Below are 23157 nucleotides of genomic sequence, written 5' to 3'. Positions count from 1 at the left end.
GATCAGGAGAGATCAGAGATCCGCAATTTGCGTGTCAGGGTGGCAAAGCCAAACAAGCGGACCTGCGGCTGAGCGAGATAGACTGAGAAGAGCACAAGTGCGCCGCCAAAGAGCTGTGCCCAGGTCAGATCCTGTCCAAGAAAGACAAACCCCAGAACCGTTGCGGAAAGCGGGCTAAGCAGCGACAGGAAAGAGACCGTAAGTGCAGGCAATCGCGCAATTCCACGGAACCAAAGCGCATAGGTGAGAAGCGCACCAAGCAGACTTAGATAAGCCATACCACCAATATTACGCAGGCTTAACGTCTCGGGCAGAGTTTCCGTTGTCAGCGCAAAGGGCAGAAGAGCAAGACCACCAAACGTCAGCTGCCATCCGGTCAACGCCAAAAGGGGCATATTATCGGGGCGACCGAATTTTTTGGCCAAGACCATACCTGTGGCCATGGAAAATGCACCACATACACCTGCCATCACACCTTTTGCGTTCAGCATCACATCAGGGCGCAGGACGATAAGCGCAACGCCAGTTGCCGCGCAAAGACAGGCCAGTATCTGCGTCGCTCGCACTGGATTACGAAACAACAGAATCCCATAAATTAGGACAATAACCGGCTGGATTGACATAATCAGCGCCGCAATCCCACCGGGCAGGTGATAGGCTGCCAGAAATAGAAAATAAAAAAATGCGCCAATATTCAAAACCCCCAGCAAGGCAGCTTTCCACCACCACTGCCCTTGTGGAATGTACCTTTGAAAGGCCAGCAGGATCAGCCCCGCGGGCAAGGCACGCAGCGCCGCGGCCGTCAGCGGAATATCAGGAGGGAGAAATTCTGTTGTCACCAAATAGGTGCTGCCCCAAATGATGGGTACCAGTGCGGTCAGGAAAACATCAGGCAGGGAGGCGGATTTGTTGACCATTTTGTCCTCCTGATTTGATGGTGCCAAAATAGCGATCCCCAAAATCACCGACGCCGGGGATCATAAACGCCTCTTGATTGAGTTCTTGCTCCACTGACGAGCTGACAATTGTCATCTCCGGATGGCACGCGCGGACGCGCTCTAACCCTTCAGGGGAGGCTAAGATATTGGCGAAGAAAATGCGCTCTTCGTCCACGCCCTGCGCGATGAGTTCAGAAATCGCCATCAGTGCAGAGCCACCGGTGGCCAGCATCGGCTCCATTAGAATCACATGACGCTGTGCAATGTCTTCAGGCAGAGAAGTGAAAAACAGCTTGGCCTGTTTGCTGACTTTGTCGCGCTGGATCAGAATTTTACCTATTGGGAGCGTCGGAAAAATTTTCGACAGTTCAAACTCCATGCTTTCACCTGCACGGACCACCGAAACCGCACAAACATCAACAGCTACCCGCGTGCCAACATATGTGGCACCCACTGGCGTTTTCACCGTGTGTTCGACATAGGGCATCTGCCCTATGCAGGTTTCCAAAACATCGCGAATAATGCGATTGGCATTGGCAACAAATACCTCTCGCGGCGCACCGGCGTCGCGCATCTCCGCATGTAAGGCACGCAGACGATTGGTTTGAGGAAGTTCAATAAAACACATATCGACCCCTCCCTATTGCGCGGCCAGAACAGACATTTCAGAAAAAGCGCGCTTTGCTTCAGCGGAGAACACCCGCATTTTTTCAGCACTTTTTCGTTTGTCTGTGCCTTCCAGCAAAGAATGGGCATCAACCGCCGCGGGGCGCACTTGCATGATTGCATCATATACATTGTCTGGTGACAGCCCCCCGGCCATCATCAAAGGTTTGGGAGAATGACGAACCAGTTCAGCGCTGACATTCCAGTCATGTGTCATCCCGGTTGCCCCCTTCGCACCAGTCTTGGGGTCAAAAGTGTCGGTAATGTACATATCGATATATTCTGCGCTGTCATCGATCAGTTGACGCAATGCGGGGAGGTTATCAGCCGAGACCACCAAGCTTTTGAGCAGATAGAGATCGGGGCGCATCTGCCGCAACTTCGCAAGCTCTTCCATTGAAATATCACCATGCAGCTGCACAGCATCCAGACCCAACTCATCGCAGAATTGCGAGACCTCTGCTGCTGTGGTCATATAGCTGATCAACACAGCCCGTTGCGGGGCCTTCAGGGTTTTGATGATCGCTTTCGCATCTGCCTCGGAAATGTCATCCTTGCCCGAAGGAAGGCGCAAGGGGAAGCCAATCCAATCTGCGCCGTTTGCAAAGCAAAGCTCTGCCTCTTTTGAATCGATAATTCCTGCAACCTGAACGATATTTTTCATGTCGCTCTCCATCCGTGTCTATGTGTTTCTTACTGACGACAAGATGGCGGCACATTGGCACATTCAGAAGTTGGTTTTTGGTAACTTACGATGTGACTGAGGGTAAACAATATGAGATTTCTAGAATATTATTGTTTTATTTTAATATTTTATCATGTTCCCTTGAACGACGAAATAAGAAAGTCAATAAACAGGCGCGTGCGGCGCGGCACAAAATCGCTTTGCGGATAAACCGCATAAACGGACAGGGGCTCCAGGCTCCAGTCTTCAAGTAAGGGTTGCAGGCGCCCCTGTTCAATGTCTTGACGCACATAAGGCAGCGGAATGCGCGCCACGCCCATACCTGCCACCAAAAGACTTCTGAGCGCCTCACTACAATTTGATTTGTGACGCGCTCGGACGCTTACATGACAAGGTGTTTCTTGTTTACTAAAGCACCATTGTTCATCCCCTAAGTTGGCTCCATGAACAATCAACGGGTGATGTAGCAGATCTCCCGGTTGAGTAATTTTTGACGCCTGTTGCAAGTATTGAGGGGCGGCACAGGTCACATAAGGCACACTGCCAATGCGGCGCGAAATCAGGGTAGAATCCTCCAACCGATGGCTGCCCCGCACCGCTACGTCAAAATTGCCTTCCAGCAGTTCCAACTTTTCTTCACTCATACAAATGTCCAGTGACACTTCAGGATTTTCTTGGCTGAATTTCGGCAGCAACGGAACAACCAAGTGCAATCCCAAGGTAACAGGGATGGTGAGACGCAATGTGCCCCGCAACTCTTGGGCGCTTTGCGTGGCAAGATCATCTGCTGCTTCATGACGCCGCAAGAGATCACTCACGGCCTTGTAATAATGCGCGCCCGCTTCACTGGCGGTGACTCCGCGCGTCGTGCGGTTGACCAATCTCACACCCACATGCGCCTCCAGTTCACGGATGTTCTTGCTGATCGCAGATCTGGACAAACCAACATTGGTTGCAGCTTTTGTAAAACTGCGGGCTTCGATGACGGCACAAAAAACCTTTAGAGCGGTAAAGCGGTCCATGACGATATGACTTCCTAAAAAGGATGCGGTTACATCCATAAGGAGAAAAAATCCAGATCAAACCCGAATCCACGGAGAATGCGAATTAGTAGATTATTATCATATGCTTAGAGAAATTTACCAGGTCCGAAAAAGTGTTTACGCTCTCCAAAAAGGCGAGCGTAAACACTTAACAAACCATAATTGGCGAAACTTTGCCTACGCTTGAATGCTCCCTTAAAACGGCGCGTGATTGTCTGGAGCGCTTGTGCTTTCGGACCAGCGGGTGTGTGCGTCAACCTCAGTGTAGGGCGCGCTTTCATGCGGAATTTGCATACGATCACCGTAGAGCCAGAACACAAAATTAGAACGCTGACCTTCAGTAATGGGTTCAGAGGCATGCGGGACGCGACCATGGTGAATCAAGGCCGTGCCCGGTTCGAAGGTAAGTTTTTCAACACGGCGCGTCTCGCTGTCAATAAAGCTTACAGCTGACCCAGAGAAGGCCTCATCAGGGAGATTGAAATTGATGTTCAACGTCACCGAAGATGCATCAGAATGCGGTCGCAGGGATCTGTCAGCTGTGTCAGCGCTCCATTGAATGGAAAACCCAAAGGTCTGCGTGTCAAAGCCGACAATATCGGGAAACAACAGGCGTGATACCGGGCGCATGTATCTGTTCATCAACTCAGCATAGAAATGCTGAAAATTCGGAGCAGCCAGATAGCCTTCAGACCGCGGATCAAGCATCGCACCGCCGCGGTTGAGTGAAATCCCATATGGGGCGCGCAACGGAATGTCAGCCTGTGCGACGGTGTCCATATATCTGCGCAGAACAGAGAGTTTTTCGACGTCGAAAAACTGTGTCTTATAGACACCGGGGAAGACCTCTTCCCAGAGGCTGCGAACAGTGCTTTCTTGACTAGGGTCTTTCCAGGTCTGTTCGATGGCGCTGCGCAGGCGGGGATCAAAAATGGTGCTGTCCAGAATCAGGTCCGAGTCTTTTTCAACTGTTTCCCATTCAGTCCAGGCGTCTTTGAAGAGCCTTGCGTTGTCGTTCCAGAACCGTTGAACCGAAGGGGCACGCTGCAGCATTTCCGCCATCGAGGGGCGCTCTAATGCACGGGCTTGTGTCAAGGCTGTCTGTACCATTGTGATTGCTCCTTTGGCGGGGGAACCGCCGTAAATCTACCTTCGACACAGATTTATTATATAATATTGATAATGAAATGGTCGCATTTTGATATCAGAATTCGTATTTTGAACATAGTTTGCCCGCACTCGTGGCGTCTGAGGCGGCTGTATGGTTTTTTCGATGAGAGTTGTGGACTGTTTTATGATCCTGGCGTGGGTAGGTCGATCAAACCGAAATTAGTCGGTCGATAAATTTAAACCCATCGGGAAATAGAATGACTTATTTAGTTAGCGATTTGTTAACAGATCGCGCTTTTGTCGAAGTCCATGGCCTATGTGCTGCGCGTGTATTTTTGAAAATCGAAGCGCTCAACCCTGCAGGCTCTATTAAAATAAAGGCTGCACGTGGGATGATTTCTGCCCTCGTGCAGGCGGGTCGCATTGGCCCAAACACGCGGCTGATTGAATCCTCTTCGGGTAATTTAGGCGTGGCTTTGGCAATGATTTGTGCCGAAAAAAGCATCCCCTTCACCTGTGTCATTGACCCAAATACAGCTGAAAGCAACAGAAAGACGATCGAAGCATTGGGTGCCGAAGTTGTAGTTGTGTGCAACAAGGACGAAAACGGCGGCTATCTTGGATCGCGCATTTCATATATCAAAGAGCGTGTATCGCGTGAACCCAATACGATTTGGCTGAACCAATACGCCAATCCCGCCAACCCCGGAGAGCATGTACGTACAACTGCCCGTGCTATCAGTGAGGGGTTCGCGCAAATCGATTATCTTTTTGTCGGCGCAGGCACGACCGGAACCCTTATGGGGTGTCGGGACTTCTTCATTGATCATCGCCCGGACACCAAAATCGTAGCTGTCGACAGTGTCGGGTCGGTGACTTTTGGCTTCCCGGCAGGCAAACGTCATATTCCGGGCCTTGGCACCAGCCGCCGGCCTGAGGTGTTTGACCCGCATGGCCTGCATGCGGTTGAGATGATCGAAGAACAAAAGGCCGTGCACATGTGTCGCTGGTTGGCGCGCACCCATGGGCTTTTGGCCGGTGGATCAACCGGCACGGTTCTGGCTGGTATCTATGAATGGCAGGATCGCCTGACGCCTGATGATGTCATTGTGTCAATTTCGCCGGATCTGGGCGACCGGTATCTGGACACGATCTATAACGACGCCTGGGTTACACAACGCTTTGGCGCAGACGCTCTTTCTTCTGACCTAACCTCCAATACTTTCAAAAATTCTGAGGCAGCTTAATGTTTGATAACTCTATTGATACCCCGCCTTTCTATGTGGTGTCCGGCGGCGTGATTGCAGATATCCTTGATCGCAATACCGCAGGGCTGATTGATACGGTTGCAGAAACCTATCTGGCACACGAAAAAGGGCAGACCACGAACCCCGACAGCTATTTTCTGCGCTTCCCCGAGCAAGACCTGCGCCGCATTATCGCGCTGCCCGCAGCACTGCATGGCGATAACGGCATTTCGGGCATCAAATGGATTGCAAGCTATCCCAGCAATCTGGACAAAGGATTGCAGCGCGCTTCTGCTGTCTTGGTGCTGAACGATGCTGAAACCGGGTATCCCATTGCGCTTTTGGAATGCGGGCGTATCAGCGCAGTCCGCACCGCCGCCTCTGCGGTGTTGGGCGCATATTGGCTGAACGGAAAATCCCGCAAGGCTAAAACACTATCGATCATCGGTGGCGGCTATATCGCCCGCAATATCGCAGAAGTCTTTAAGGCAGATGGCTGGAGCTTTGACGAAGTTCTGGTTCATGATCTGGATGAGAATTCAGCGCAGGCGCTATCAGGTTTTACGTCAGACAAGCTTGGCTATGCCTCCAGACAGGTGGATCTGAACACCGCACTTGAGGCAGATGTGGTGGCCTTTGCGACAAATGCAGGTACGCCTTATGTGAACCCGCCCAATGCGTTCAAATCCAGTCAGATCGTTTTGAACATTTCACTGCGTGACATCGCGCCTGAGCTGGTTCTGGAGTGCGACAACTATTTTGATGATGTGTCCCATTGCCTGAAGGCCAACACCTCGCCGCATCTGGCAGAACAGCTTGCCGGACATCAGGACTTTGTAACCGGCACCATAGGCCAAGTCATCCGCGGTGAAGTCTCAGTGGATGTAAACCGCCCTAAAATCTATTCGCCGTTTGGCATGGGGATTTTGGATCTCGCGCTTGGGCAATCCCTGTTACAGACAGCCTTGGATGAAAAGACCGCCATCGAAGTGCCCGGCTTTCTGGGAGATGTGACACGATGGTGACACAGTACTTCCCTGAACCTAAGAAAATAGCAATTATCGGCCTTGGTCCACGCGGTTTGTCAGTGTTTGAACGGCTGCTGCGCGAATTGGAAGCCACGCCTGATATTTTTGCCGAAATTTCCATTTTTGAACCGCGCGTCCCTGGAACAGGGGCGCATTCGGTCAATCAACCTGATCACATGATGTTAAACACTGTGGCAGGCCAAATGGGCGTTTATCCCGATGCCGCAGCGTTGAGAAATGTGCCCGGCAGCTTGCCCCGAAACGGTCCTGATTTTCTGACCTGGTGCCAGCGAAAGGGAATCCGCGTCAATGAACAGGGGCATATTGATGCTGAAAACGGCCGCGAAGTTCAGTATTTTGATTTCTTGCCGCGGCGTCTGGCCGGGGAATATCTGAACGACACCTTTGAGGCTCTGCAGGTGTCGACGCCTTCAAATGTGTCTGTGTCTTTGTATCCAGAACGGGTTGAACGTATCGGTCAGGCGCCATGGACACCAACCTCCCAGGGCGAGGGGTACAGGCTTTTGGGCGACAAGGGCACTCTGGTGGATGTGTCGGACCTGATTGTGACCACAGGACATGATGCAAGTGACGATTTGCACCGACAGATGAATGCGATTGTGGCAACGGATCAGGTTGCTGTGCAAGGGCTTGGCTTGACGGCGATGGATGTTCTTGCCGAGCTGACCCAAGGCCGGGGCGGGCACCATGATCGCAGCGGTCATGGCTGTCGCTATCAGGCGTCTGGAGAGGAGCCGCAGATTTTGGTACAATCGCGTCAGGGCCTGCCATTTCGTGCACGTCCAGAAACGTCGCTGCAGCGTCAACGGCATCGCGCGATTGTTCTGACATCAGAGCGGGTCAAAACACTGCGCAACGCCTTACCCAAGGGGCAGTTTGATTTCGAACGAGATATCCTGCCTTTGATGCGGCTCGAAATGCGCAGCGCTGCCTTGGCTGTTCATATGTCGGCAGGTGATGGCGAAATGGCCGCTGAGGCCTTGCTGAAAATGGCAAAAATCGGCCAGAATCTGAGGACCGGGATTGTTGACCTTTGTCGGTATCTTGAAGAGCAAGAATCAATTTTTGGAACCATTGACCTTGACCAACTTCTCAACCTTCAGATTCCGGAAAACCTGACAGATGCGCTGTACCAAGACTGGCTCATCAAACAGGTGCAATCAGACCTTGAGGCCGCGAAACAGGGCCTGCTGCGCTCTCCCCTAAAAGCTGCGGCAGAGGTCTGGCGCGATCTGCGCGACACTTTGCGAAACATTGTCGATTTTGGCGGGCTGACGATGTCGTCGCACCGTGTGTTCTACCGCGATTGGGTCGGCAAGATTAACCGCATGGTTGCAGGACCGCAAAAAGAGCGCTGCGAAGAGCTTTTGGCCTTGGTTGAGGCAAATATTGTGACACTCAAAGCGCCAAATGCGCGCGTACAGAGTGAGGCAAAAATCCTGCGCGCGCGCGTGCCGCATCGGGGATTGTGCGGCCTCACAGAAGGCATTTTTGCCGATCTCAAACAGATGAACCGCATTTGTGCTGTGGTCGCGGCACCAGGTTTTGATGGTATCAAAGTAGATGCTAACCATCGAGCGCTTGATGCCTATGACCAGCCCTCCCCCTCCCTGTGGGTTCTGGGTCCGCCGACCGAAGGGTCCTCTTATTACAATCACTATATCGCTGCGCCCGGCGCGCCCAACCGCGCGTTTGCCGATGCAGCACGTGTGGCCAAAGCCTGCCTAGCCCCGGAACAAAATATCCCAAGCAGGAGAACGGCATGAGAATGGTTTGTCTGGACGTCGAAGGCGTCCTGTTTCCTGAAATCTGGCAGGCCATTGCAGCCGAGACAGGAATAGATGCATTAAAGCGCACAACACGCGACGAGCCTGATTACACGATCCTTATGGCAGAGCGGCTTGCGGCGTTGAAAGAGGCTGATATCTCGTATCAGACGCTGATTTCGGTGGCAAAAACGATTGAGCCCCTGCCCGGCGCTGCTGCGTTTCTGGATCGGTTGCGGGCAAAATATCAGGTCGCTTTGATTTCAGATTCCTACTACGAATTTTTGCAGCCGCTGAGTGCAAAAATCGGACGCCCTGCGATCTATTGCCATCGCCTTTTTGCGGATGGAGATGGGACCGTTGGCGGGTGGAAACCCAGATTACAGGATCAAAAACCCAAATGTGTAAAAGCCTTTCAGGCCCTTGGGTTTGAAATTTTTGCAGCTGGCGATAGCCACAATGATCTAGGGATGCTGGCCGCTGCGGATCACGCAGCCCTTGTGCATGCCCCTGCGCATATTTGCGACCTGCATCCCGAACTCACCCACTGCGCAGATCACACCGCATTAGAGCACGAAATTGAAACTGCGAACTGGCAGCATCAGGCCGTCGCCTAAGGAGGCACATTCATGTTGACACTTGTGCATATGTCACCGATTTTCTTGACCTTCACCATGCTTATGGTGCTGCGTCGCCCCCCTGTTCAGGCCGCCCTTGCTGCGGTTGTTCTGGTTGCCATCATCTGGGCACTGGGCCTAGGCGTCACATCAGACATGACCGTCTTAAGCGATGTCGCGAAAGACACCGGAGTGTTGTTTGCCAGCACTGCTGCGGTGATTGCACCAGGGCTGGCCTTTGTGGTGTTGGTAGAGCGCAGCGGCGCCAATAAAGCGCTGGCGGATTGGGTGCAAAACCTGGGCTGGAGCAGGGCGCAGCAGGTGGTTTTTATCACTTTGGGCCTTGCGCCACTGCTTGAGGCAATGACAGGGTTTGGCGTATCGCTGATCGCAACCGTGCCGCTGTTGCTGGCATTATTTGCGCGCGAAACGGCCATGCGTGTTGCCCTGTCAGGGATGGTTATCATGCCTTGGGGCACGCTTGGTCTGGCCACTGTTGTTGGCGCGGCTCTGGCTGGGCTTCCGGCCACTGAACTGGGGCAGGCCTCTGCAATTGTAAGCGCGCCCGTGTTCCTCATGGCAAGTGGTATTGCCCTGTGGCTGGTTGGAGAGCGCGGACTGGGAAGCTGGCTACAGCTTATTGTGTCATGGGTTCTTTTTGTCAGCGTCCTTTATGCGGTAAGCGGCGCAATTGGGCCTGAAATTGCCGGTGTCGCAGCGGCCTTGTGTGTGCTGGTTCTGGGTCTTGCGGTTGCATTCCTGCGGGGACGTTTAAATGCCTGGCCAAAAGCCGCCTGGCCGTATCTGACCTTGCTAGTGACCATTGTTGCGCTGAAAGTAATCCTGTTTTTCATACCAGTTGGTCAGACATTTACACTCACGGGGACCGATGTCTCATGGCAGCCCTTGTCGTCGCCCGGTGTGGCCCTGCTCCTGGTGATTGTCATGATTGCGATGATCGGCCGGGCATCAGGCATTGCCGATGGGCTGATGGGCACATGGCGTGCGCGCAGCGTTAAACCCCTACTGACCATCTTCTTCTTTCTGATGCTCTCACAGGCGCTTTTGAAAGGCGGTTTCCTTGCCTCTTTCCAAGCGGCATTGGGACAACTTTCAGATGCAGCCCTTGCCCCAGTCAGTGCAGGCCTCGCCGGGCTGAGCGGCTATCTGACCGGATCAAATGTTGGCGGCAATGCGATCTTTATGCCAACAATTGCGACGCTGCCGCTTGAAGGCAATACAACATTTTGGCTGTCCGCCATCCAAAACAGCGGCGCAGGGCATGGCGCCATGGGTGCTCTGTCTATTCTGGCGCTCATCGCGGGTCTGACCGATGTGGGCAAAGCAGAAGAAGAACGGCTTGTTCGATATGGGGCTCTACTGGCAGTTTTGAATGCAATTTTAATTGCAGCGGTCGGCAGCCTGTTAATTTATCTGGGAGTGTAAGCGTGACGAACCCATTTGAAACACCCTCAGGGCCTGACATCGCACGGCTTATCTTTATCGGAGCCTCAACCACCGAAGGCATGGGCGACAACGACCGCATAGGCTGGCCCCTTCGCATAGCACAGGATCTGCCCTACACCACCGGAATTTATAACCTCGGTATCCGTGGGCAGACCATTTTCCAAATCGCAAAGCGGGTCAAGTCTGAGATTGGCGACCGTGTTTTGTCTTATGACCAAAGCCGTATCGTTCTGGGCGCTGCCCTGAATGAAATCGCACGATATGGCAATGACACCCGCGATCCCCGATTTGATCCCGATGATATCCTGCACAGCTACCGCAATGTAATCGACAGACTTGTGCAGATGGCCCCCCTTTTGGTGGTGGGACCGCCACCGGTGCGGGCTGCCCAGATGCCTTTCTTTTCGCAACTAAATCAATGCTGGTTTGATTATCAAGCCAAAGACATTTCCTGGCTTGACGATGAATTGCATAAAATATGTAAGGAAAAAGAGCTTCCCTATATTTCCATACTGGGCCCACTTGGCGCAGATCAGGCCTATATGTCAGGCCTGAAACAGCGCGATGGGCTTCACAGTAATGCGGCAGGTTATGTGAGCCTTGCCAATATCGTTGGGGCAAATAAACAATGGAAGCAATTTATTTGTCCATGAGGCCTGCAATTTACAAAGGTTTGCGGTTGTTCTTTTCTAGTCGCCTCTATAGGTGACGGCGTCATTGTGAAACACCACCCTGAGATGTTTGGACACACCCAGACTCTCTCAGGATGGTTCACGTATTGATTGAATACTCTGATGACGCCTCAAAAGACTTCTAAGAAGAAATTCCGCTGGCAAATCCTTGTGGATTGGGTGACGAAACAAATTGACTCTGGAGGCTTGAAAAACGGCGATATTTTGCCCTCGCTGCGCAAATTGGCAGAGCAGTTTGATGTAAGTCTGGCCACTGCACAGCGTGCGGTCTGGCAGCTTGAACAGTTGGGCGTTTTACAGACAATTCCACGGGTCGGCTCCATGATTGTGGCGAAACCCTCGCAAGAAGCGGCATTCAACTTCTCGGGCCTTGATGTAGATGTCGATATGGATGTCGCAGCGATGCTTGCGAAAGCGTCATTGCCATCAATGGTCACGCTTGGCTCAGCTGTTTTAGACAAAAGCCTCTCGGCAGATCCTGTGTTGCGGCGATGTTTGACCTCTGTGGCAAAGAACAGCGATGTCATCTCGAAATTTGTGCCACCGCCCGGCGATATCAGGTTGCGGCAGGTGATTGCGGGCCAGATGGTGACACGTGGGGTGATTTGCGCCCCAGATGATATTATCATCACAGCAGGGGATACGGTTGCGCTTGAGCTAAGCCTGACAGCACTTGGCAAACCCAAAGGCATCGTCATTGTTGAAGACCCGACCTATTTCGGAATTTTGCAGGCCATTGAACACACAGGCATGAAGGCACTGCCCGTGAAAACCGATCCCAAGACCGGCATTGATACCGAGGTTGTGGCCGCCGCTTTGGAACAAAAGGGCGTGGCGGCTATTTTCCTGAATCCGACATTGCAGAACCCGCGTGGATTTACGATGCCCCGTGAAAAACGTGAATTTCTGGCAGAGCTTTCACAAAAACACGATGTGCCAATTATCGAAGACGATGTTTTTGCGGATTTGGTCGAACGTGAACACAGAGTTGATGCAATCAAGTCTTTTGCCGCGGAAAATGTGATTTATTGCTCCTCTTTTACCAAAACGATTGCGCCGGGCTTTCGCGTGGGCTGGTGTATTCCGGGGAAATATAAATCCTCGATTTTGGCGCAGATGTTTGGCCGCAATCTTTCTGTTTCCAGCCTGCCTCAGGCGGTATTGGTCGATTTTTTCCTAAAAGGGTACCATAAAAACCACCTCGAAACCCTGAGACAGAATATTGCAACCTCTGCCAACAAATTTGCACACCTTGTGAACGAGGCATTTCCCAAGGGCACGGTCTATCACCCTCCTGCAGGAGGGTTTGTGCATTGGGTTGAATTGCCAAACTCTATTGATTTAGCTGAATTTCATACAGAAATAGAACGCAGCGGCATTGTGATGGCCCCTGCCCGAATTTTTTCTTTGACCGGCCAATATAATAGCGGCCTGCGTTTTTGTCTGACCTCAAAAATGACGCCCGCGCTTGTGCGCAATATTACGCGTCTGGGAGAACTGGCTAAAAAGTTTGATCGTAACACCTGATGAAAATTCAGGGCGTGTCCGTATTATTTTGCAATTTTTCAGTGAGGAAATCGATGAACACTCTGACTTTATGCGCTAGGTTTCTGCCACTTGGATAAACTGCACTAATTGGCGTTGCGGGCGGCTCTAAAGGGAACTTCCCTAAGACAGGCAACAGCTTGCCCGCGCTCAGATCCTCTCGCAGAATCCAGATTGGCAGCATCGCAATGCCAAAACCCGCTTTTGCGGTTTCTTTCAAAAAAGCCAGACTGCCAACCTGAACGCGCCCCGAAACCGGAACCTTCAACACTTTATCCGCAGATTTAAAACGCCAGGTGGTTTGATCACTCTCCACTCTGAAAGACAGGCAGGACAAATGCATCAGATCTTCTGGGTGCTGAGGCATGCCATGTTGTTCCAAATACTCAGGACTTGCCACAAGGACAGAACGACTCATGGTAAGACGCTTTGCCATAAGGCTGGATGTTTCCAGATGCCCCACTCGGATGGCGACATCAATGCCCCGCCCGACCAGATCTTCCATTGTGGCAGATGTGTGCAATTGCAGGCGCAGATTGGGATAAGCTGATAAGAATTCGGGCAAAATCGGGTTCAGAAGCGTTTGCGCAAGATCAGCTTCCATTGTCACGCGTAAAACCCCGGAAGGCGTGTTGCTCAGTTCAGAGACCGCGCGTCGTGCCGTGTCCATATCTTCGATGATCTGCCGGGCATGATGCAGATAGACTTCGCCCGCTTCAGTCAGCACCTGCTGGCGCGTGGTACGTTGCAAAAGCCGAGTACCCAGATGTTCCTCAAGGCGCGAGATCTGTCGAGAAACCGCTGACGGCGTTGTGTGCAAGCTGCGCGCAACCGAAGAAAAGCTTCCCTGATCCGTGACCTGCACAAAAAGGCGCAGCAACGATAAGTCGTCCATTTGTGCATATCTCGCAAAGAATATGTTCTCAAAGGCATACTTACGACTATTTTAGCACAAATGATAGAGCAGACACAGCTGAGGGTCGAAAAGCCCTTGGAGACTCTAACCATTGAAAAGTGAGCATCTCATGCCCAAAATAATCCTTGTTACCGGTGCCTCCAGCGGATTTGGACGCTTGATCTGTGAAACTCTTGCGGGGTCAGGCCACACGGTTTTTGCCTCGATGCGCAACACCAAAGGTAAAAACAAAGAGCACGCAGACAGCTTGCGCAACCGGGGTTTGCAGGTTGTGGATCTGGATGTGATAAAATCATCCTCTGTTGAAACCGCTGTCGCAGAAATCCTGTCCGCACAGGGCCATATTGATGTCCTGATCAACAATGCGGGCGTCGCCTCCGCTGGCGTATCTGAAGCGTTTTCAGATCAACAAGTTGCTGAGCTTTTTGATGTAAACGTTACGGGGGTGCACCGCGTGACCCGCGCCGTGTTGCCCTCGATGCGGAAAAACGGCGAAGGTCTTATTGTAAACATTGGGTCCATTCTGGGCCGGGTCACCTTTCCGTTTTTTGGCATTTATGGTGCCAGCAAATTCGCTGTAGAAGCTCTGAGCGAAAGTTACCGTTACGAGCTGTCACAGCTTGGAATTGATGTCTGCCTGGTACAACCCAGCGCCTATCCGACCCAAATGTATGCAAGTGCGTCCCATCCCGTGGATCAAAACACAGTGGCTGCCTACGGAGAGGTTGGAGAAATCCCGGCCGCTATGTTTGATCATTTTATGACCATGCTCTCTGGTGCAGATGCACCAAACCCGCAAGACATCGCCGACGCGGTTTCAGATCTCGTGTCACAAGCCGCGGGTAAACGTGCCGCCCGTGTTGTGGTTGGTGCAGGGTTTGGGGCAGATGCGATCAATACAAGCGCAGCACCGGTACAAGCTGAAACCGTCAAAGCACTGGGTCTTGGGCATCTGGACAGCACAAAGATCGCGTAGCGTGCAAGAGTTGGTCCACACACCTTGGTCCTCTCAGGCCAAGGTGTGTTCTTTTTAGGGGAGTTTGGCTGTAACCTTAATCTCTAAAAGCAAAGCCGGATCAGCAAGGTTTACGACGCCAACGGCAGTCCAGTTGGGAAACGGAGGCTCCGGGAAAATCTTTGCCTTCACAGCCCCAAAAGTTTCAAAATGCTCATACATGTTCACATGGAATGTGGTGACATCAACAATGTCATCAAAACAGCACCCCGCCGCATCCAGCACCTCAGCAAGATTGGCGAAAGCCTGTGTGAATTGCGCTGAGGGCTCGGCAATTGCCGCACCAGCAGCGTCCGCTCCAACTTGCCCAGATACAAAGAGAAACCCACCGCTTTTGACTGCAGCGGAATATCCATAGGCGTCATAACTTGCTTGTTTAGCCGTTGGGAAAACCACATCTCTCATCTCAAACTCAATTTCTATACAGTTGCATTGAAATAATAACTATGCGACCGTATTGAAACAGTCAAATGGATTAAGTCATGCCCCGTCCCAAAAGCTACAACCGCGAAGACGCTGTCAAAAAAGCCTGTGTTGCCTTTTGGGAGCATGGTTTCCAAACCTTGGGTGTCCGGGAGTTGGAGCAACATGTCGGGATCAACCAATTTGCCATACGATCAGAATTTGGCGGCAAAGAAGGTCTTTTTCTTGAGGCGTTGAATTTCTATGGCGCGGCTGCAATGGCAAATGAAATGGCCCCGATGAAGGTGGGCGGGATTTCAGATATTATTTCATTTTTACAAGGGCTTGTGACGCCTGGCTCCATGACTTCAAGCGCTTTTGGCTGCTTGATGGTGAACACCGGGATTGAAAATGTCCGCTTCAAAAGCCCTAAACTGGAAGCTGTGACCCAGGCCTATTGGGCAGAGTTGCAAGCCCATTTTGTGCAAGCGCTCAGGAACGATGCGCAGAAATCATACGATACAGATAGTTTTGAAGCGGAGTCGCTTGCAGCCTCTTTGGTTACAGCCGTCATGGGCGTACACGTGCAAAATCGCACACAAAAAGACTCTACCGCTGGGCGGCCTCTTATCGATCTTATGTGTGATATGCTGATGCAGTTCAGCACAAAGCACTGCGAAGCACATCATCCAGAGGCATGACCTTGAAATCGCCCAGAACCTAGATCAGAGAAGACGTGATCGGTGCTCCAAAGATACCGTATTTCATTCAGCTCCCAGACAAGCGCGCAGACCGGGGCTGTGACTTTGAACACCCACCAAGGGAACTGAACGCATTTCACCTCACGCTCCTGAATACGTTCAATTTCAGATTTGATCGTAAGCGTTGTAAGCGTGTGCCCAGCAAAAGGCACATCCTCAAATTGGGGCAGCCCTTTTCGTTTTTGCGCCAAAGCAACAGCTGCACGCGACCAGGCGGACAGATAACACATGGCCTGCCGCGTTTCAGCCAGACCCGGCAGCGTAAGTTTACCCCGCTGAATGTTGCACAGATAAATTGCGGACATCACACAGGCCTGACGGTTGGGATCAATAAAATTCCTGGCCCGCAACACGATGGTCTGTATCCCGCTCTCTGCGTAGGCCCGCTCCATTGCAGCCGCATGTATCGCCCCACTCAGTTGGATATTGTCACGCGCAAGATCGCTGAAAAGCCTTTGGCGGTCTATGCCTCAACGGACTTGTCAGAGCATCTTGGCCAGCCAACCTGCTTTGAAGAGCTGGCGGCGCTCACGTTTGTTGGGTTTGACCAGTCGGATGTGATAACTCGCACCATGAGCAATCTTGGCTTTCGCGTGAACCGACAGTCCTTTGGCGTTCGCCGCGACAATCAAGCAACCGATTGGGAGCTTGTGCGTACTGGCTGTGGTACGGACGCGATCCACAGAGCCATTGCTGATGGCGCCCCCAAGGTCCGGCGGCTTGAGTTTCAGCCTGAACTGCCTTCCCTGCAGATTGGGCTTGCAGCGCACGAACACGTATATCGTACCCAAAAAGTCAAACGAGTGTGGATCTATATGGTCAAGCGCCTGAAACAAAAATTTGTGCAAAGTGAAATATGAAAAGAGATCGTATACACCGAACTTGGCAAACGCTTTGACTGTCGGAGAAACAGCCGTGTCCTTATCACATTTTACACAGCGTCATCGCATCAACAGAGTCATCAACTATGCTCGTAGACATATCGCGGACGGGCTGACGCTCGAGCAGATGTCAGATGTCGCATGTCTGTCCAAATATCATTTCTCACGTGTTTTTGCGGCCCACATGATGGAGACCCCGGCTCAATTTGTGGCGCGGCTTCGATTGGAACGCGCAGCGGGTGCACTGGTCCGGACCAAAACGACACCAGTTACTGAGATTGCCTTAACCAATGGTTTTTCCAGATCAGATATCTTTGCGCGCGCCTTTCGCAAACGATTTGGTGTTGCACCACAGCAATTTCGAAAGCTGCGATGGTCCGGCCTTGACGCGCTTGACCAGCGCCTTGCCATCCGGGCGCAAATTTATACGCCCGGCCAAAATGTCTTTTCAACGCCAACCCAGCCGTTTGACGTACAGATCGAACGGCGTCCAGAATATCACGTGGCATATATTCGCCACATGGGCCCTTACGGGGACGTAAGTTCGAGCATCACAAAGACATTTCAGCGGTTGCAACAATGGGCGAAATCAAAAGCGCTTTTGACGGCCAAGACCTCCTTTCTTGGTCGGGGTGCCGATGATTGCAGCATCACGCCGGCCCGATTTTGCACCTATGATGCATGTTTGATCCTGTCCGATTTCATACTTGAGGATGATATCGTCGGTGTTCAGACCATTCCAGCTGGCGAATTTGCCGTCTTGCGGGTCCTATGTGGGGCAGAACAGGCCAATCGGTATTGGGATTGGCTTATTGGACAGTGGCTGCCTACCAGTGAAAGAACACTAGCCCCTCAACCCAGCTATGAATTTTTCCCAGAAAAAGGCGCGGACACCGTGAACCCTGAGGGCGGATTAGAGATCTGTTTGCCCGTGTCAAAACGCAGACCACAAACCAAATTCCGCCTCTGACAGATTCTGTTTCTCGTTTTGTCAGAAAGGCTGCACAAGACCGCAAGAATTGCCAAGTTATACGCGGGCAAGTTCGCTAACGCTTCTTTTTACAAGATTTATGGAGTGAGAGATGGCGAGACAACGTTGCGCAATTTTAAATTCATTGGCCGCAGCCCTGATACTATCATTTAACGCACAGCACAGTATTGCGGGCGAAACCTATGTGACCGATCAAGGCCACAGTGAAGTCCGGTTTTCCTGGGATCGCGGGATATCGGTTCAAACGGCTGAGTTTACCAATTTCGAGGGTGTCTTGGATTTCGATGCCCAGAATGTTGAAAACTCTTCTCTTGAGGTTGTGATTGATGTGAGCAGTCTTGCCTCGGGGTACGCCCCGTTGGATAAGGCCTTGCTAGGAGAGAGTTTTTTTGCGGGCCAGCAAAATCCACAGATTGTATTTAAGAGTACAGATGTCAAAATAACCGGAGATAGCACGGCTAATGTCACCGGCGATCTTACCATACTGGGTGTCACCAAACCCGTGACCTTGCAAACGCAACTGATGCACCGCGGGCCACATCCTTACGCACCTTATGTTGACATTTATAGCGGCAACTGGCTCGCCTTTGAGGCAAGCACAACAATTGATCATCTGGCCTTCAATGTTGGCAGCTACTCTGCAGGCCCCATTGCGGTGACAATCGTGACGGAGATGAAAGAACGCAATTAGCGCAAGTTCAGCGCTCCATTGGCACGGTCGCGCGCTTCGAATTGAAACAACGGCCCAAAGAACTCGCTTTAAATCCCAAGATCTTCAATCAGGAAGGGGCGCAGGACGTTAAACATGGCGTCTGGCGCCTCTTCGGGGATGAAATGGCCGCTTGGCATCGCCGCATAACGCGCATCTACGCACCAACCGTCCCAGATGTTCTTCAGATCAAAATGCCGCGCAATCACCCCTTTGTCCCCCCAAAGAACCAGAGTCGGGCAGGTAATTTTGCGATTTTCAGCCCGATCTATCGCATCATGATCCCGATCAATTCCATAGCCCGCACGAAAACAATCACACATCGCAAAAATGGCTGCGGGATCCGTAGAACACTCCAAATACGATGCTAAGGCATCCCTGTCATAAGGCACAGTCTGATCGCCCAGGCCAAAAAGGATCTGGCGCTGGAAGGCTTCCGCATCCCCTTCAATAAGCCGTTCAGGCTGAGGATGGGGCTGTGTCAGGAAAAAGAAATAGAAATATTCCTGAGCAAGTGCCGCACTGGTGTTTTCATAAAAATCGAGCGCCGGGACAATATCCATGACACACAGGCGCTTGACCGCTTCAGGATGATCCAACGCCATACGACGGGCAACACGCGCACCGCGATCATGGGCGACCAGCGAAAACTGACTGAATCCAAGCTTCTGCATAACCGCAACTTGTTCAGCCGCCATTGTGCGCTTTGCAAAAGGATGAACTCCCTGGCCAACTCGTGGCTTGTGGCTCTCACCGCGACCTCGCAGGTCCGTCAGCACAACGGTGAACCGATCCGTTAGATGCGGCGCAACCTTATGCCAGCAAAGATGTGTCTGCGGATCGCCATGCAGCATCAGCAAAGGAGGGCCAGATCCTGCGGTCAAAGCCAGAATATCGTTCCCATCAATTGTAACAAATTGCCGTTTGAAACCGGGTAAAAGCCGGGCATCAGCCTGTTCACAAATGTTCATTCAACCACTCTTTATAATCGGAAATACCAACCTCATTGCGTTTAAAGAACGCCCAGCGACCAATTTTTCTAACGCTCAAAAACTCAGCCCGCCGCAACAGTTCAAGATGGCGGCTGACGGTGGGTTGCGCCATGTCAAGCTTCTCCGTGATCAAGGTCACACAGACGCCGATCTCATGAGGGTCCCCCGTTTCCTGATGCAAGAAGTGTTCAGGCCGGCGCAACCAATCAAGGATCGCGATGCGTGTCTCACTAGAGAGGGCTTTGGATTGTTCAAGTCGATCTGCCATGTGTCTTTATGCATTTATATATAGCTAAATAACTATGCATATACTGAAATGGTTATGTAAACCCCTCTTGCGAAAAACATTGCCCAGCCAACCTCTATGCGAATGTTTACGATGTTTTTGATATATGGGTGATGTTGGACGTTTTGGTTCTGGTAGATTGCCATTGGCTTGGACGTAGGCCTGTTTCGCGCAGAAATTCTCTGTTGAAGTTGGACTTGGTGTTAAATCCACTGTCCAACATCGCCTCCGTCACGCTGGCCCCCTCTTCAATTCGCGTGCAGGCGTGGCGAATGCGCCAGGCATTGATATAGCGCGAAACATTGCTATCGGTTGTGCGATTCACAGCCCGAGACAGCCGCTTTTCAGGCAGTTGCAGACGACGCGCCAAGCGCAACAAGGTCAGATTTGGATCAAGATGCAATGCGTCCCGCGCCAAAAGCGCTTCGAGCTTTTTGACAATCTCACGATCTTCCTTCTCAGTGTCTTCTGGCAAAGGCGGCAACACGGTTTGTGCCACCTCCTCTGTTGGGCTCATAGCTGATGGGCTGCCGCTCAACATCCCCAACAGCAGCAATACAAGCGAGGACGAAAGCGTAATAAGCCAGCCGATCCAACTGTCGTTTCCGGTCAAAAAGGCCAGCGTAATCAATACATCGCATAGCGCAGAACCAACAAGCGCCCAGCCAAGCCCCTGCCAAAGGACCGCAGGAACCCGCCCGGCTTCTAATCTGGCAAGCGGCATATCAGAGGCATTCTGCACCTGTAGAAGGATCGCACAACCATAGCCCAAGAAGACAAGCGGCACGATTATATCAATGGTCTCAGGGGCAAAGACGCGACAGAATAACGTAAAGACGGGGGCCGCAATCTGCCAAACAAACCTGTGCGATTGTCTTCGGCTGACCAAAGCATCCTGAAAGGTGATCCATGCAAGCGGTGGCACCATTGTTGCGCTCACCGGGAGGAGCGGGCGTAGTTCGCCAATGTTGTACCCGTTGACCAAAGTCACCAACACAGATTGAATCGCACAAGAAACAAGAAACAAGACAAGAAAAGGCCTGCCTTCTGACAGAAAGGCGCGCAGCGCGAGATAGGACAGCACAAGGGCAACAAAGGCGGGGATCGGAAGCATAGGCATACCGCGACTATGGTCCAAAAACCGGATTGTGACGACCTGAATCCCGAAAACAGGACGCAGGAATACGCAATTTTCCGCATTCATTGGACAGCTTTTAAAATGGAGCCCCTTATGAAACGTCTTGCTTTTCTTTCACTGATTGCCCTGACGGCGGCGGTCCCAGCGGCGGCTGATATGTTGCCCGGATATGACCGATTTGATCTCCAGGCAGATCACCGCGCCCGGCCTATTGCAGCTTCGATCTGGTATCCAGCTGCCAACGCCACCTACCCTGCACCCGTCGGGGATGGTCCAATTTTTGAACCAGGCTTTGCTTTTATCGGTCCAGCTGTCGCGGCTGGAAAACACCCACTTGTTATTTTGTCGCACGGGTCTGGTGGCAATGCGGATGCATTGGCCTGGCTGTCGAGTGGCCTTGTGGCACAGGGTGCGATTGTGCTTGCGGTCAACCATCCGGGATCAACCAGCGGGGATAGCTCTCCTCGCCGGTCTGTCGACCTTTCTGCGCGCGCCACTGATCTATCTGCCGCGCTGGACATGATCCTGACTGATCCGGCCTTTGTACCATTCATTGATCAAAAGCATATTGGCGTTGTTGGCTTCTCGTTGGGGGGCGCAACCGCGCTTGGCCTTGCAGGTGTGCGCTTTGAAGGGGCAAAGCAAGATGAAAACTGCACAACAGGTCCCGAAGCTGCGGATTGCGCTTTTTTTCATCTGGGCGGCGTGCAGTTTTCAGACCACCCCGGCTTTGACAAAAATGCCCGTGATGCGCGCATCACAAAGGCTGTTGTTATCGACCCGGGATTCGGGCGGGCTGCTGATCCCGCAAGTTTCAAAGACGCCATACCCGGCATCACGTTGATCAATCTTGGACAGGAAGACCGGTTGAACGCGGCAGATGTTGGTCCGAATGGAAATCAGCTGGCCAGCCACCTGCCCGACACCACCTATGTTGAGATTGCTCCAGCAAACCACTTTACCTTTCTGGGCACCTGCAAAGAGGGAGCCGCCCAAATGCTTGAAGATTATGGCGATGATCCAATTTGCACCGACCCCAAAGGCACCAATCGCGCCGCCGTCCATATAGAGCTGATCAATACAATCGCCTCAGGACTTGGGCTTTAAAGGGCCCTCAGCAAAGCCACCCCCCAGATAAGGGGGTGGCGCACAAAAGCAATTGCTCCAACTGATGGCACATACGGTTCACACTCCAAACAACCCGTATCACCGCGATATGGATATTGGCGATTGGCCAACCTAACGGACATTGAATGCCTTATGCACAGCCAAGTTGACTGCATGTGATCCTGCACCGCTTTGCTATCCCTCTTACACGCAGCCGTGCTTTTGAAAACGTGTTCATATCACAAGGACAAAGCTGCAAAAAGCCAGTCGCGAAACGCTTTGACATGGGGCGGGCGGCGCACGCCTTTTGGCTCTACAAACCAATAGGCTACCTCGGTTGGGAACCGCCCCGGCAAAGCTGGCACCAACTGCCCCATGTCAATGGCATCGCGGGCCAAAGTCTCCAGCGCAAGAAAAACACCCTGTCCAGCTGAAGCTGCATCAAGACACAAAGATGCATCTGAAAATACAGGCCCCTCGCCCAACATATTTTCAGCCATACCATTTGGAGCCAGCCAGACATCCCAACCAAACAGTGTATTAGACCGTTGGCGAATGATAGGAACTGTGGTCAACGCAGCTAAATCTGGAACCTGCTCTGCAAAACCGGGGGCGCAGACTGGAAAAACGCGCTGCGGTAAAATGCGCTCTGCTGCCACACCAGCCCAGTCACCGCGACCCACACGAATACAAACATCCACATCACCGGGGCGCGGCATAACATGCGCGCCACTGGCATCGATGCGCACACGAATATCAGGCTCTAACTTGGCGAATTCTCCCAAGCGACGCACCAGCCATTTCGCGGCAAAAACCGGAGCCACAGAAACTGTCATGCTGTCTTCGATTTTGCTTTGCGCCACAGAAACGCCCCGCAACAGAGCCTCAAAACCCTCTGTCAAATGCGAGGCAATCTCTCGCCCGATCGGGGTGAGCACCATACCTTTGGGCGTACGTCGAAAAAGCGTGACCCCCATTTGTGCTTCCGCCTTAAGCACCTGCTGACTAATCGCGCCAGATGTCACTCCAAGCGCATCCGCCGCCGCCTTTAAGGTGCCAAGCCGGGCCACAGCCTCAACCGCACGAAGGGCGGCCAGATGAATATTAGAGAGATCCTGCATATAGAAAATCTAT

At 52.2% G+C, this 23157-nt stretch carries 25 protein-coding genes; 13 read left to right on the top strand and 12 right to left on the bottom strand.

Annotated features, from left to right (window positions below; all coding sequences use genetic code 11):
* Positions 1-2 precede the first annotated feature (2 nt).
* From BLP79_RS08085 to BLP79_RS08065, 5 genes are all read right to left on the bottom strand, one after another.
* Positions 3-917, bottom strand: a complete 915-nt coding sequence (locus BLP79_RS08085; RefSeq protein ID WP_090217964.1) for an EamA family transporter — start codon at positions 915-917, stop codon at positions 3-5.
* On the bottom strand, positions 889-1566 hold the full coding sequence (gene upp, locus BLP79_RS08080) for a uracil phosphoribosyltransferase (RefSeq protein ID WP_090217963.1): 678 nt from the start codon (positions 1564-1566) through the stop codon (positions 889-891). Before upp ends, BLP79_RS08085 begins: the two co-directional genes overlap by 29 nt.
* Positions 1567-1578: 12 nt before the next feature.
* A complete protein-coding gene (locus BLP79_RS08075; protein ID WP_090218246.1) occupies positions 1579-2268 on the bottom strand; it encodes a phosphoribosylanthranilate isomerase in 690 nt (229 codons plus the stop codon).
* Positions 2269-2420: 152 nt separating this feature from the next.
* Positions 2421-3311 (bottom strand): LysR family transcriptional regulator, encoded by an 891-nt coding sequence (locus tag BLP79_RS08070; protein ID WP_090217961.1) that lies wholly within the window; start codon positions 3309-3311, stop codon positions 2421-2423.
* Positions 3312-3527: 216 nt separating this feature from the next.
* The gene (locus BLP79_RS08065) at positions 3528-4442 is read right to left on the bottom strand and encodes a 2OG-Fe(II) oxygenase family protein (RefSeq protein ID WP_090217959.1); all 915 of its coding nucleotides are present in this window, start codon (positions 4440-4442) and stop codon (positions 3528-3530) included.
* A gap of 257 nt (positions 4443-4699) precedes the next feature.
* Between BLP79_RS08065 and sbnA the strand changes: the two genes are divergently transcribed.
* From sbnA to BLP79_RS08035, 7 genes are all read left to right on the top strand, one after another.
* Positions 4700-5689, top strand: a complete 990-nt coding sequence (sbnA, locus tag BLP79_RS19815; RefSeq protein ID WP_198511985.1) for a 2,3-diaminopropionate biosynthesis protein SbnA — start codon at positions 4700-4702, stop codon at positions 5687-5689.
* Positions 5689-6714, top strand: a complete 1026-nt coding sequence (gene sbnB / locus BLP79_RS19810) for a 2,3-diaminopropionate biosynthesis protein SbnB (RefSeq protein ID WP_198511984.1) — start codon at positions 5689-5691, stop codon at positions 6712-6714. Before sbnA ends, sbnB begins: the two co-directional genes overlap by 1 nt.
* On the top strand, positions 6708-8504 hold the full coding sequence (locus BLP79_RS08055) for an FAD/NAD(P)-binding protein (RefSeq protein WP_090217958.1): 1797 nt from the start codon (positions 6708-6710) through the stop codon (positions 8502-8504). Before sbnB ends, BLP79_RS08055 begins: the two co-directional genes overlap by 7 nt.
* On the top strand, positions 8501-9121 hold the full coding sequence (gene thrH / locus BLP79_RS08050; RefSeq protein ID WP_090217956.1) for a bifunctional phosphoserine phosphatase/homoserine phosphotransferase ThrH: 621 nt from the start codon (positions 8501-8503) through the stop codon (positions 9119-9121). Before BLP79_RS08055 ends, thrH begins: the two co-directional genes overlap by 4 nt.
* A gap of 12 nt (positions 9122-9133) precedes the next feature.
* The gene (locus BLP79_RS08045) at positions 9134-10567 is read left to right on the top strand and encodes an L-lactate permease (protein WP_090217954.1); all 1434 of its coding nucleotides are present in this window, start codon (positions 9134-9136) and stop codon (positions 10565-10567) included.
* A gap of 2 nt (positions 10568-10569) precedes the next feature.
* A complete protein-coding gene (locus BLP79_RS08040) occupies positions 10570-11241 on the top strand; it encodes a GDSL-type esterase/lipase family protein (RefSeq protein ID WP_090217953.1) in 672 nt (223 codons plus the stop codon).
* 141 nt (positions 11242-11382) lie between these two features.
* Complete coding sequence (locus BLP79_RS08035) at positions 11383-12807, top strand: aminotransferase-like domain-containing protein (protein ID WP_090217951.1); 1425 nt, start codon at positions 11383-11385, stop codon at positions 12805-12807.
* 7 nt (positions 12808-12814) lie between these two features.
* On the opposite strand, the gene BLP79_RS08030 is transcribed toward BLP79_RS08035, so the two are convergent.
* A complete protein-coding gene (locus BLP79_RS08030) occupies positions 12815-13720 on the bottom strand; it encodes a LysR family transcriptional regulator (protein ID WP_090217949.1) in 906 nt (301 codons plus the stop codon).
* Between the two features lie 130 nt (positions 13721-13850).
* On the opposite strand from BLP79_RS08030, the gene BLP79_RS08025 reads away from it, so the two are divergent.
* Positions 13851-14717, top strand: a complete 867-nt coding sequence (locus BLP79_RS08025; RefSeq protein ID WP_090217947.1) for an SDR family oxidoreductase — start codon at positions 13851-13853, stop codon at positions 14715-14717.
* Between the two features lie 54 nt (positions 14718-14771).
* Here BLP79_RS08025 and BLP79_RS08020 read toward each other — a convergent pair whose 3' ends face one another.
* The gene (locus BLP79_RS08020) at positions 14772-15161 is read right to left on the bottom strand and encodes a RidA family protein (protein ID WP_090217945.1); all 390 of its coding nucleotides are present in this window, start codon (positions 15159-15161) and stop codon (positions 14772-14774) included.
* 77 nt (positions 15162-15238) lie between these two features.
* On the opposite strand from BLP79_RS08020, the gene BLP79_RS08015 reads away from it, so the two are divergent.
* Positions 15239-15859, top strand: coding sequence for a TetR/AcrR family transcriptional regulator (locus tag BLP79_RS08015; protein WP_090217943.1), 621 nt, complete (start codon positions 15239-15241; stop codon positions 15857-15859).
* Here BLP79_RS08015 and BLP79_RS08010 read toward each other — a convergent pair.
* Positions 15844-16311 carry a Rossmann-fold NAD(P)-binding domain-containing protein gene (locus BLP79_RS08010; protein WP_090217942.1) on the bottom strand — a complete coding sequence of 156 codons (468 nt, stop codon included), beginning with the start codon at positions 16309-16311 and terminating at the stop codon, positions 15844-15846. The genes BLP79_RS08015 and BLP79_RS08010 overlap by 16 nt on opposite strands.
* 9 nt (positions 16312-16320) lie before the next feature.
* Between BLP79_RS08010 and BLP79_RS08005 the strand changes: the two genes are divergently transcribed.
* The 3 genes from BLP79_RS08005 to BLP79_RS07995 all read left to right on the top strand — a co-directional run bounded on the left by BLP79_RS08005 (position 16321) and on the right by BLP79_RS07995 (position 18482).
* The gene (locus BLP79_RS08005) at positions 16321-16779 is read left to right on the top strand and encodes a LysR substrate-binding domain-containing protein (protein WP_090217940.1); all 459 of its coding nucleotides are present in this window, start codon (positions 16321-16323) and stop codon (positions 16777-16779) included.
* A 55-nt stretch (positions 16780-16834) separates the two neighbouring features.
* Positions 16835-17770, top strand: a complete 936-nt coding sequence (locus tag BLP79_RS08000; RefSeq protein WP_139163181.1) for an AraC family transcriptional regulator — start codon at positions 16835-16837, stop codon at positions 17768-17770.
* 112 nt (positions 17771-17882) lie between these two features.
* A complete protein-coding gene (locus BLP79_RS07995) occupies positions 17883-18482 on the top strand; it encodes a YceI family protein (RefSeq protein WP_090217936.1) in 600 nt (199 codons plus the stop codon).
* Between the two features lie 68 nt (positions 18483-18550).
* Here BLP79_RS07995 and BLP79_RS07990 read toward each other — a convergent pair whose 3' ends face one another.
* From BLP79_RS07990 to BLP79_RS07980, 3 genes are all read right to left on the bottom strand, one after another.
* Positions 18551-19471 carry an alpha/beta fold hydrolase gene (locus BLP79_RS07990; RefSeq protein WP_090217935.1) on the bottom strand — a complete coding sequence of 307 codons (921 nt, stop codon included), beginning with the start codon at positions 19469-19471 and terminating at the stop codon, positions 18551-18553.
* The gene (locus BLP79_RS07985) at positions 19458-19760 is read right to left on the bottom strand and encodes an ArsR/SmtB family transcription factor (RefSeq protein ID WP_090217934.1); all 303 of its coding nucleotides are present in this window, start codon (positions 19758-19760) and stop codon (positions 19458-19460) included. The genes BLP79_RS07990 and BLP79_RS07985 overlap by 14 nt, the downstream gene beginning before the upstream one ends.
* A gap of 106 nt (positions 19761-19866) precedes the next feature.
* A complete protein-coding gene (locus BLP79_RS07980) occupies positions 19867-20898 on the bottom strand; it encodes a helix-turn-helix domain-containing protein (protein ID WP_090218245.1) in 1032 nt (343 codons plus the stop codon).
* Positions 20899-21009: 111 nt separating this feature from the next.
* Here BLP79_RS07980 and BLP79_RS07975 point away from each other — a divergent pair, with 111 nt between their 5' ends.
* Positions 21010-22023 (top strand): alpha/beta hydrolase family protein, encoded by a 1014-nt coding sequence (locus BLP79_RS07975; RefSeq protein WP_090217932.1) that lies wholly within the window; start codon positions 21010-21012, stop codon positions 22021-22023.
* 239 nt (positions 22024-22262) lie between these two features.
* On the opposite strand, the gene BLP79_RS07970 is transcribed toward BLP79_RS07975, so the two are convergent.
* Entirely contained in the window at positions 22263-23144 is an 882-nt protein-coding gene (locus BLP79_RS07970) for a LysR substrate-binding domain-containing protein (RefSeq protein WP_090217931.1), read from the bottom strand.
* Positions 23145-23157 lie beyond the last annotated feature (13 nt).

It is taken from the genome of Epibacterium ulvae (assembly GCF_900102795.1).
Lineage (GTDB): Bacteria > Pseudomonadota > Alphaproteobacteria > Rhodobacterales > Rhodobacteraceae > Epibacterium > Epibacterium ulvae.
The sequence above is the reverse complement of the archived record's forward strand: the minus strand, read 5'-3'. Positions and strand labels throughout refer to the sequence as shown.

Bases quoted from the DNA above. Each gene is read 5' to 3' on its own strand.
- BLP79_RS08085 (WP_090217964.1), bottom strand. From the start codon at position 917: ATGGTCAACAAATCCGCCTCCCTGCCTGATGTTTTCCTGACCGCACTG.
- upp (WP_090217963.1), bottom strand. From the start codon at position 1,566: ATGTGTTTTATTGAACTTCCTCAAACCAATCGTCTGCGTGCCTTACAT.
- BLP79_RS08075 (WP_090218246.1), bottom strand. From the start codon at position 2,268: ATGAAAAATATCGTTCAGGTTGCAGGAATTATCGATTCAAAAGAGGCA.
- BLP79_RS08070 (WP_090217961.1), bottom strand. From the start codon at position 3,311: ATGGACCGCTTTACCGCTCTAAAGGTTTTTTGTGCCGTCATCGAAGCC.
- BLP79_RS08065 (WP_090217959.1), bottom strand. From the start codon at position 4,442: ATGGTACAGACAGCCTTGACACAAGCCCGTGCATTAGAGCGCCCCTCG.
- sbnA (WP_198511985.1), top strand. From the start codon at position 4,700: ATGACTTATTTAGTTAGCGATTTGTTAACAGATCGCGCTTTTGTCGAA.
- sbnB (WP_198511984.1), top strand. From the start codon at position 5,689: ATGTTTGATAACTCTATTGATACCCCGCCTTTCTATGTGGTGTCCGGC.
- BLP79_RS08055 (WP_090217958.1), top strand. From the start codon at position 6,708: ATGGTGACACAGTACTTCCCTGAACCTAAGAAAATAGCAATTATCGGC.
- thrH (WP_090217956.1), top strand. From the start codon at position 8,501: ATGAGAATGGTTTGTCTGGACGTCGAAGGCGTCCTGTTTCCTGAAATC.
- BLP79_RS08045 (WP_090217954.1), top strand. From the start codon at position 9,134: ATGTTGACACTTGTGCATATGTCACCGATTTTCTTGACCTTCACCATG.
- BLP79_RS08035 (WP_090217951.1), top strand. From the start codon at position 11,383: ATGACGCCTCAAAAGACTTCTAAGAAGAAATTCCGCTGGCAAATCCTT.
- BLP79_RS08030 (WP_090217949.1), bottom strand. From the start codon at position 13,720: ATGGACGACTTATCGTTGCTGCGCCTTTTTGTGCAGGTCACGGATCAG.
- BLP79_RS08025 (WP_090217947.1), top strand. From the start codon at position 13,851: ATGCCCAAAATAATCCTTGTTACCGGTGCCTCCAGCGGATTTGGACGC.
- BLP79_RS08020 (WP_090217945.1), bottom strand. From the start codon at position 15,161: ATGAGAGATGTGGTTTTCCCAACGGCTAAACAAGCAAGTTATGACGCC.
- BLP79_RS08015 (WP_090217943.1), top strand. From the start codon at position 15,239: ATGCCCCGTCCCAAAAGCTACAACCGCGAAGACGCTGTCAAAAAAGCC.
- BLP79_RS08010 (WP_090217942.1), bottom strand. From the start codon at position 16,311: ATGGAGCGGGCCTACGCAGAGAGCGGGATACAGACCATCGTGTTGCGG.
- BLP79_RS08005 (WP_090217940.1), top strand. From the start codon at position 16,321: ATGTATCGCCCCACTCAGTTGGATATTGTCACGCGCAAGATCGCTGAA.
- BLP79_RS07995 (WP_090217936.1), top strand. From the start codon at position 17,883: ATGGCGAGACAACGTTGCGCAATTTTAAATTCATTGGCCGCAGCCCTG.
- BLP79_RS07990 (WP_090217935.1), bottom strand. From the start codon at position 19,471: ATGAACATTTGTGAACAGGCTGATGCCCGGCTTTTACCCGGTTTCAAA.
- BLP79_RS07985 (WP_090217934.1), bottom strand. From the start codon at position 19,760: ATGGCAGATCGACTTGAACAATCCAAAGCCCTCTCTAGTGAGACACGC.
- BLP79_RS07980 (WP_090218245.1), bottom strand. From the start codon at position 20,898: ATGCCTATGCTTCCGATCCCCGCCTTTGTTGCCCTTGTGCTGTCCTAT.
- BLP79_RS07975 (WP_090217932.1), top strand. From the start codon at position 21,010: ATGAAACGTCTTGCTTTTCTTTCACTGATTGCCCTGACGGCGGCGGTC.
- BLP79_RS07970 (WP_090217931.1), bottom strand. From the start codon at position 23,144: ATGCAGGATCTCTCTAATATTCATCTGGCCGCCCTTCGTGCGGTTGAG.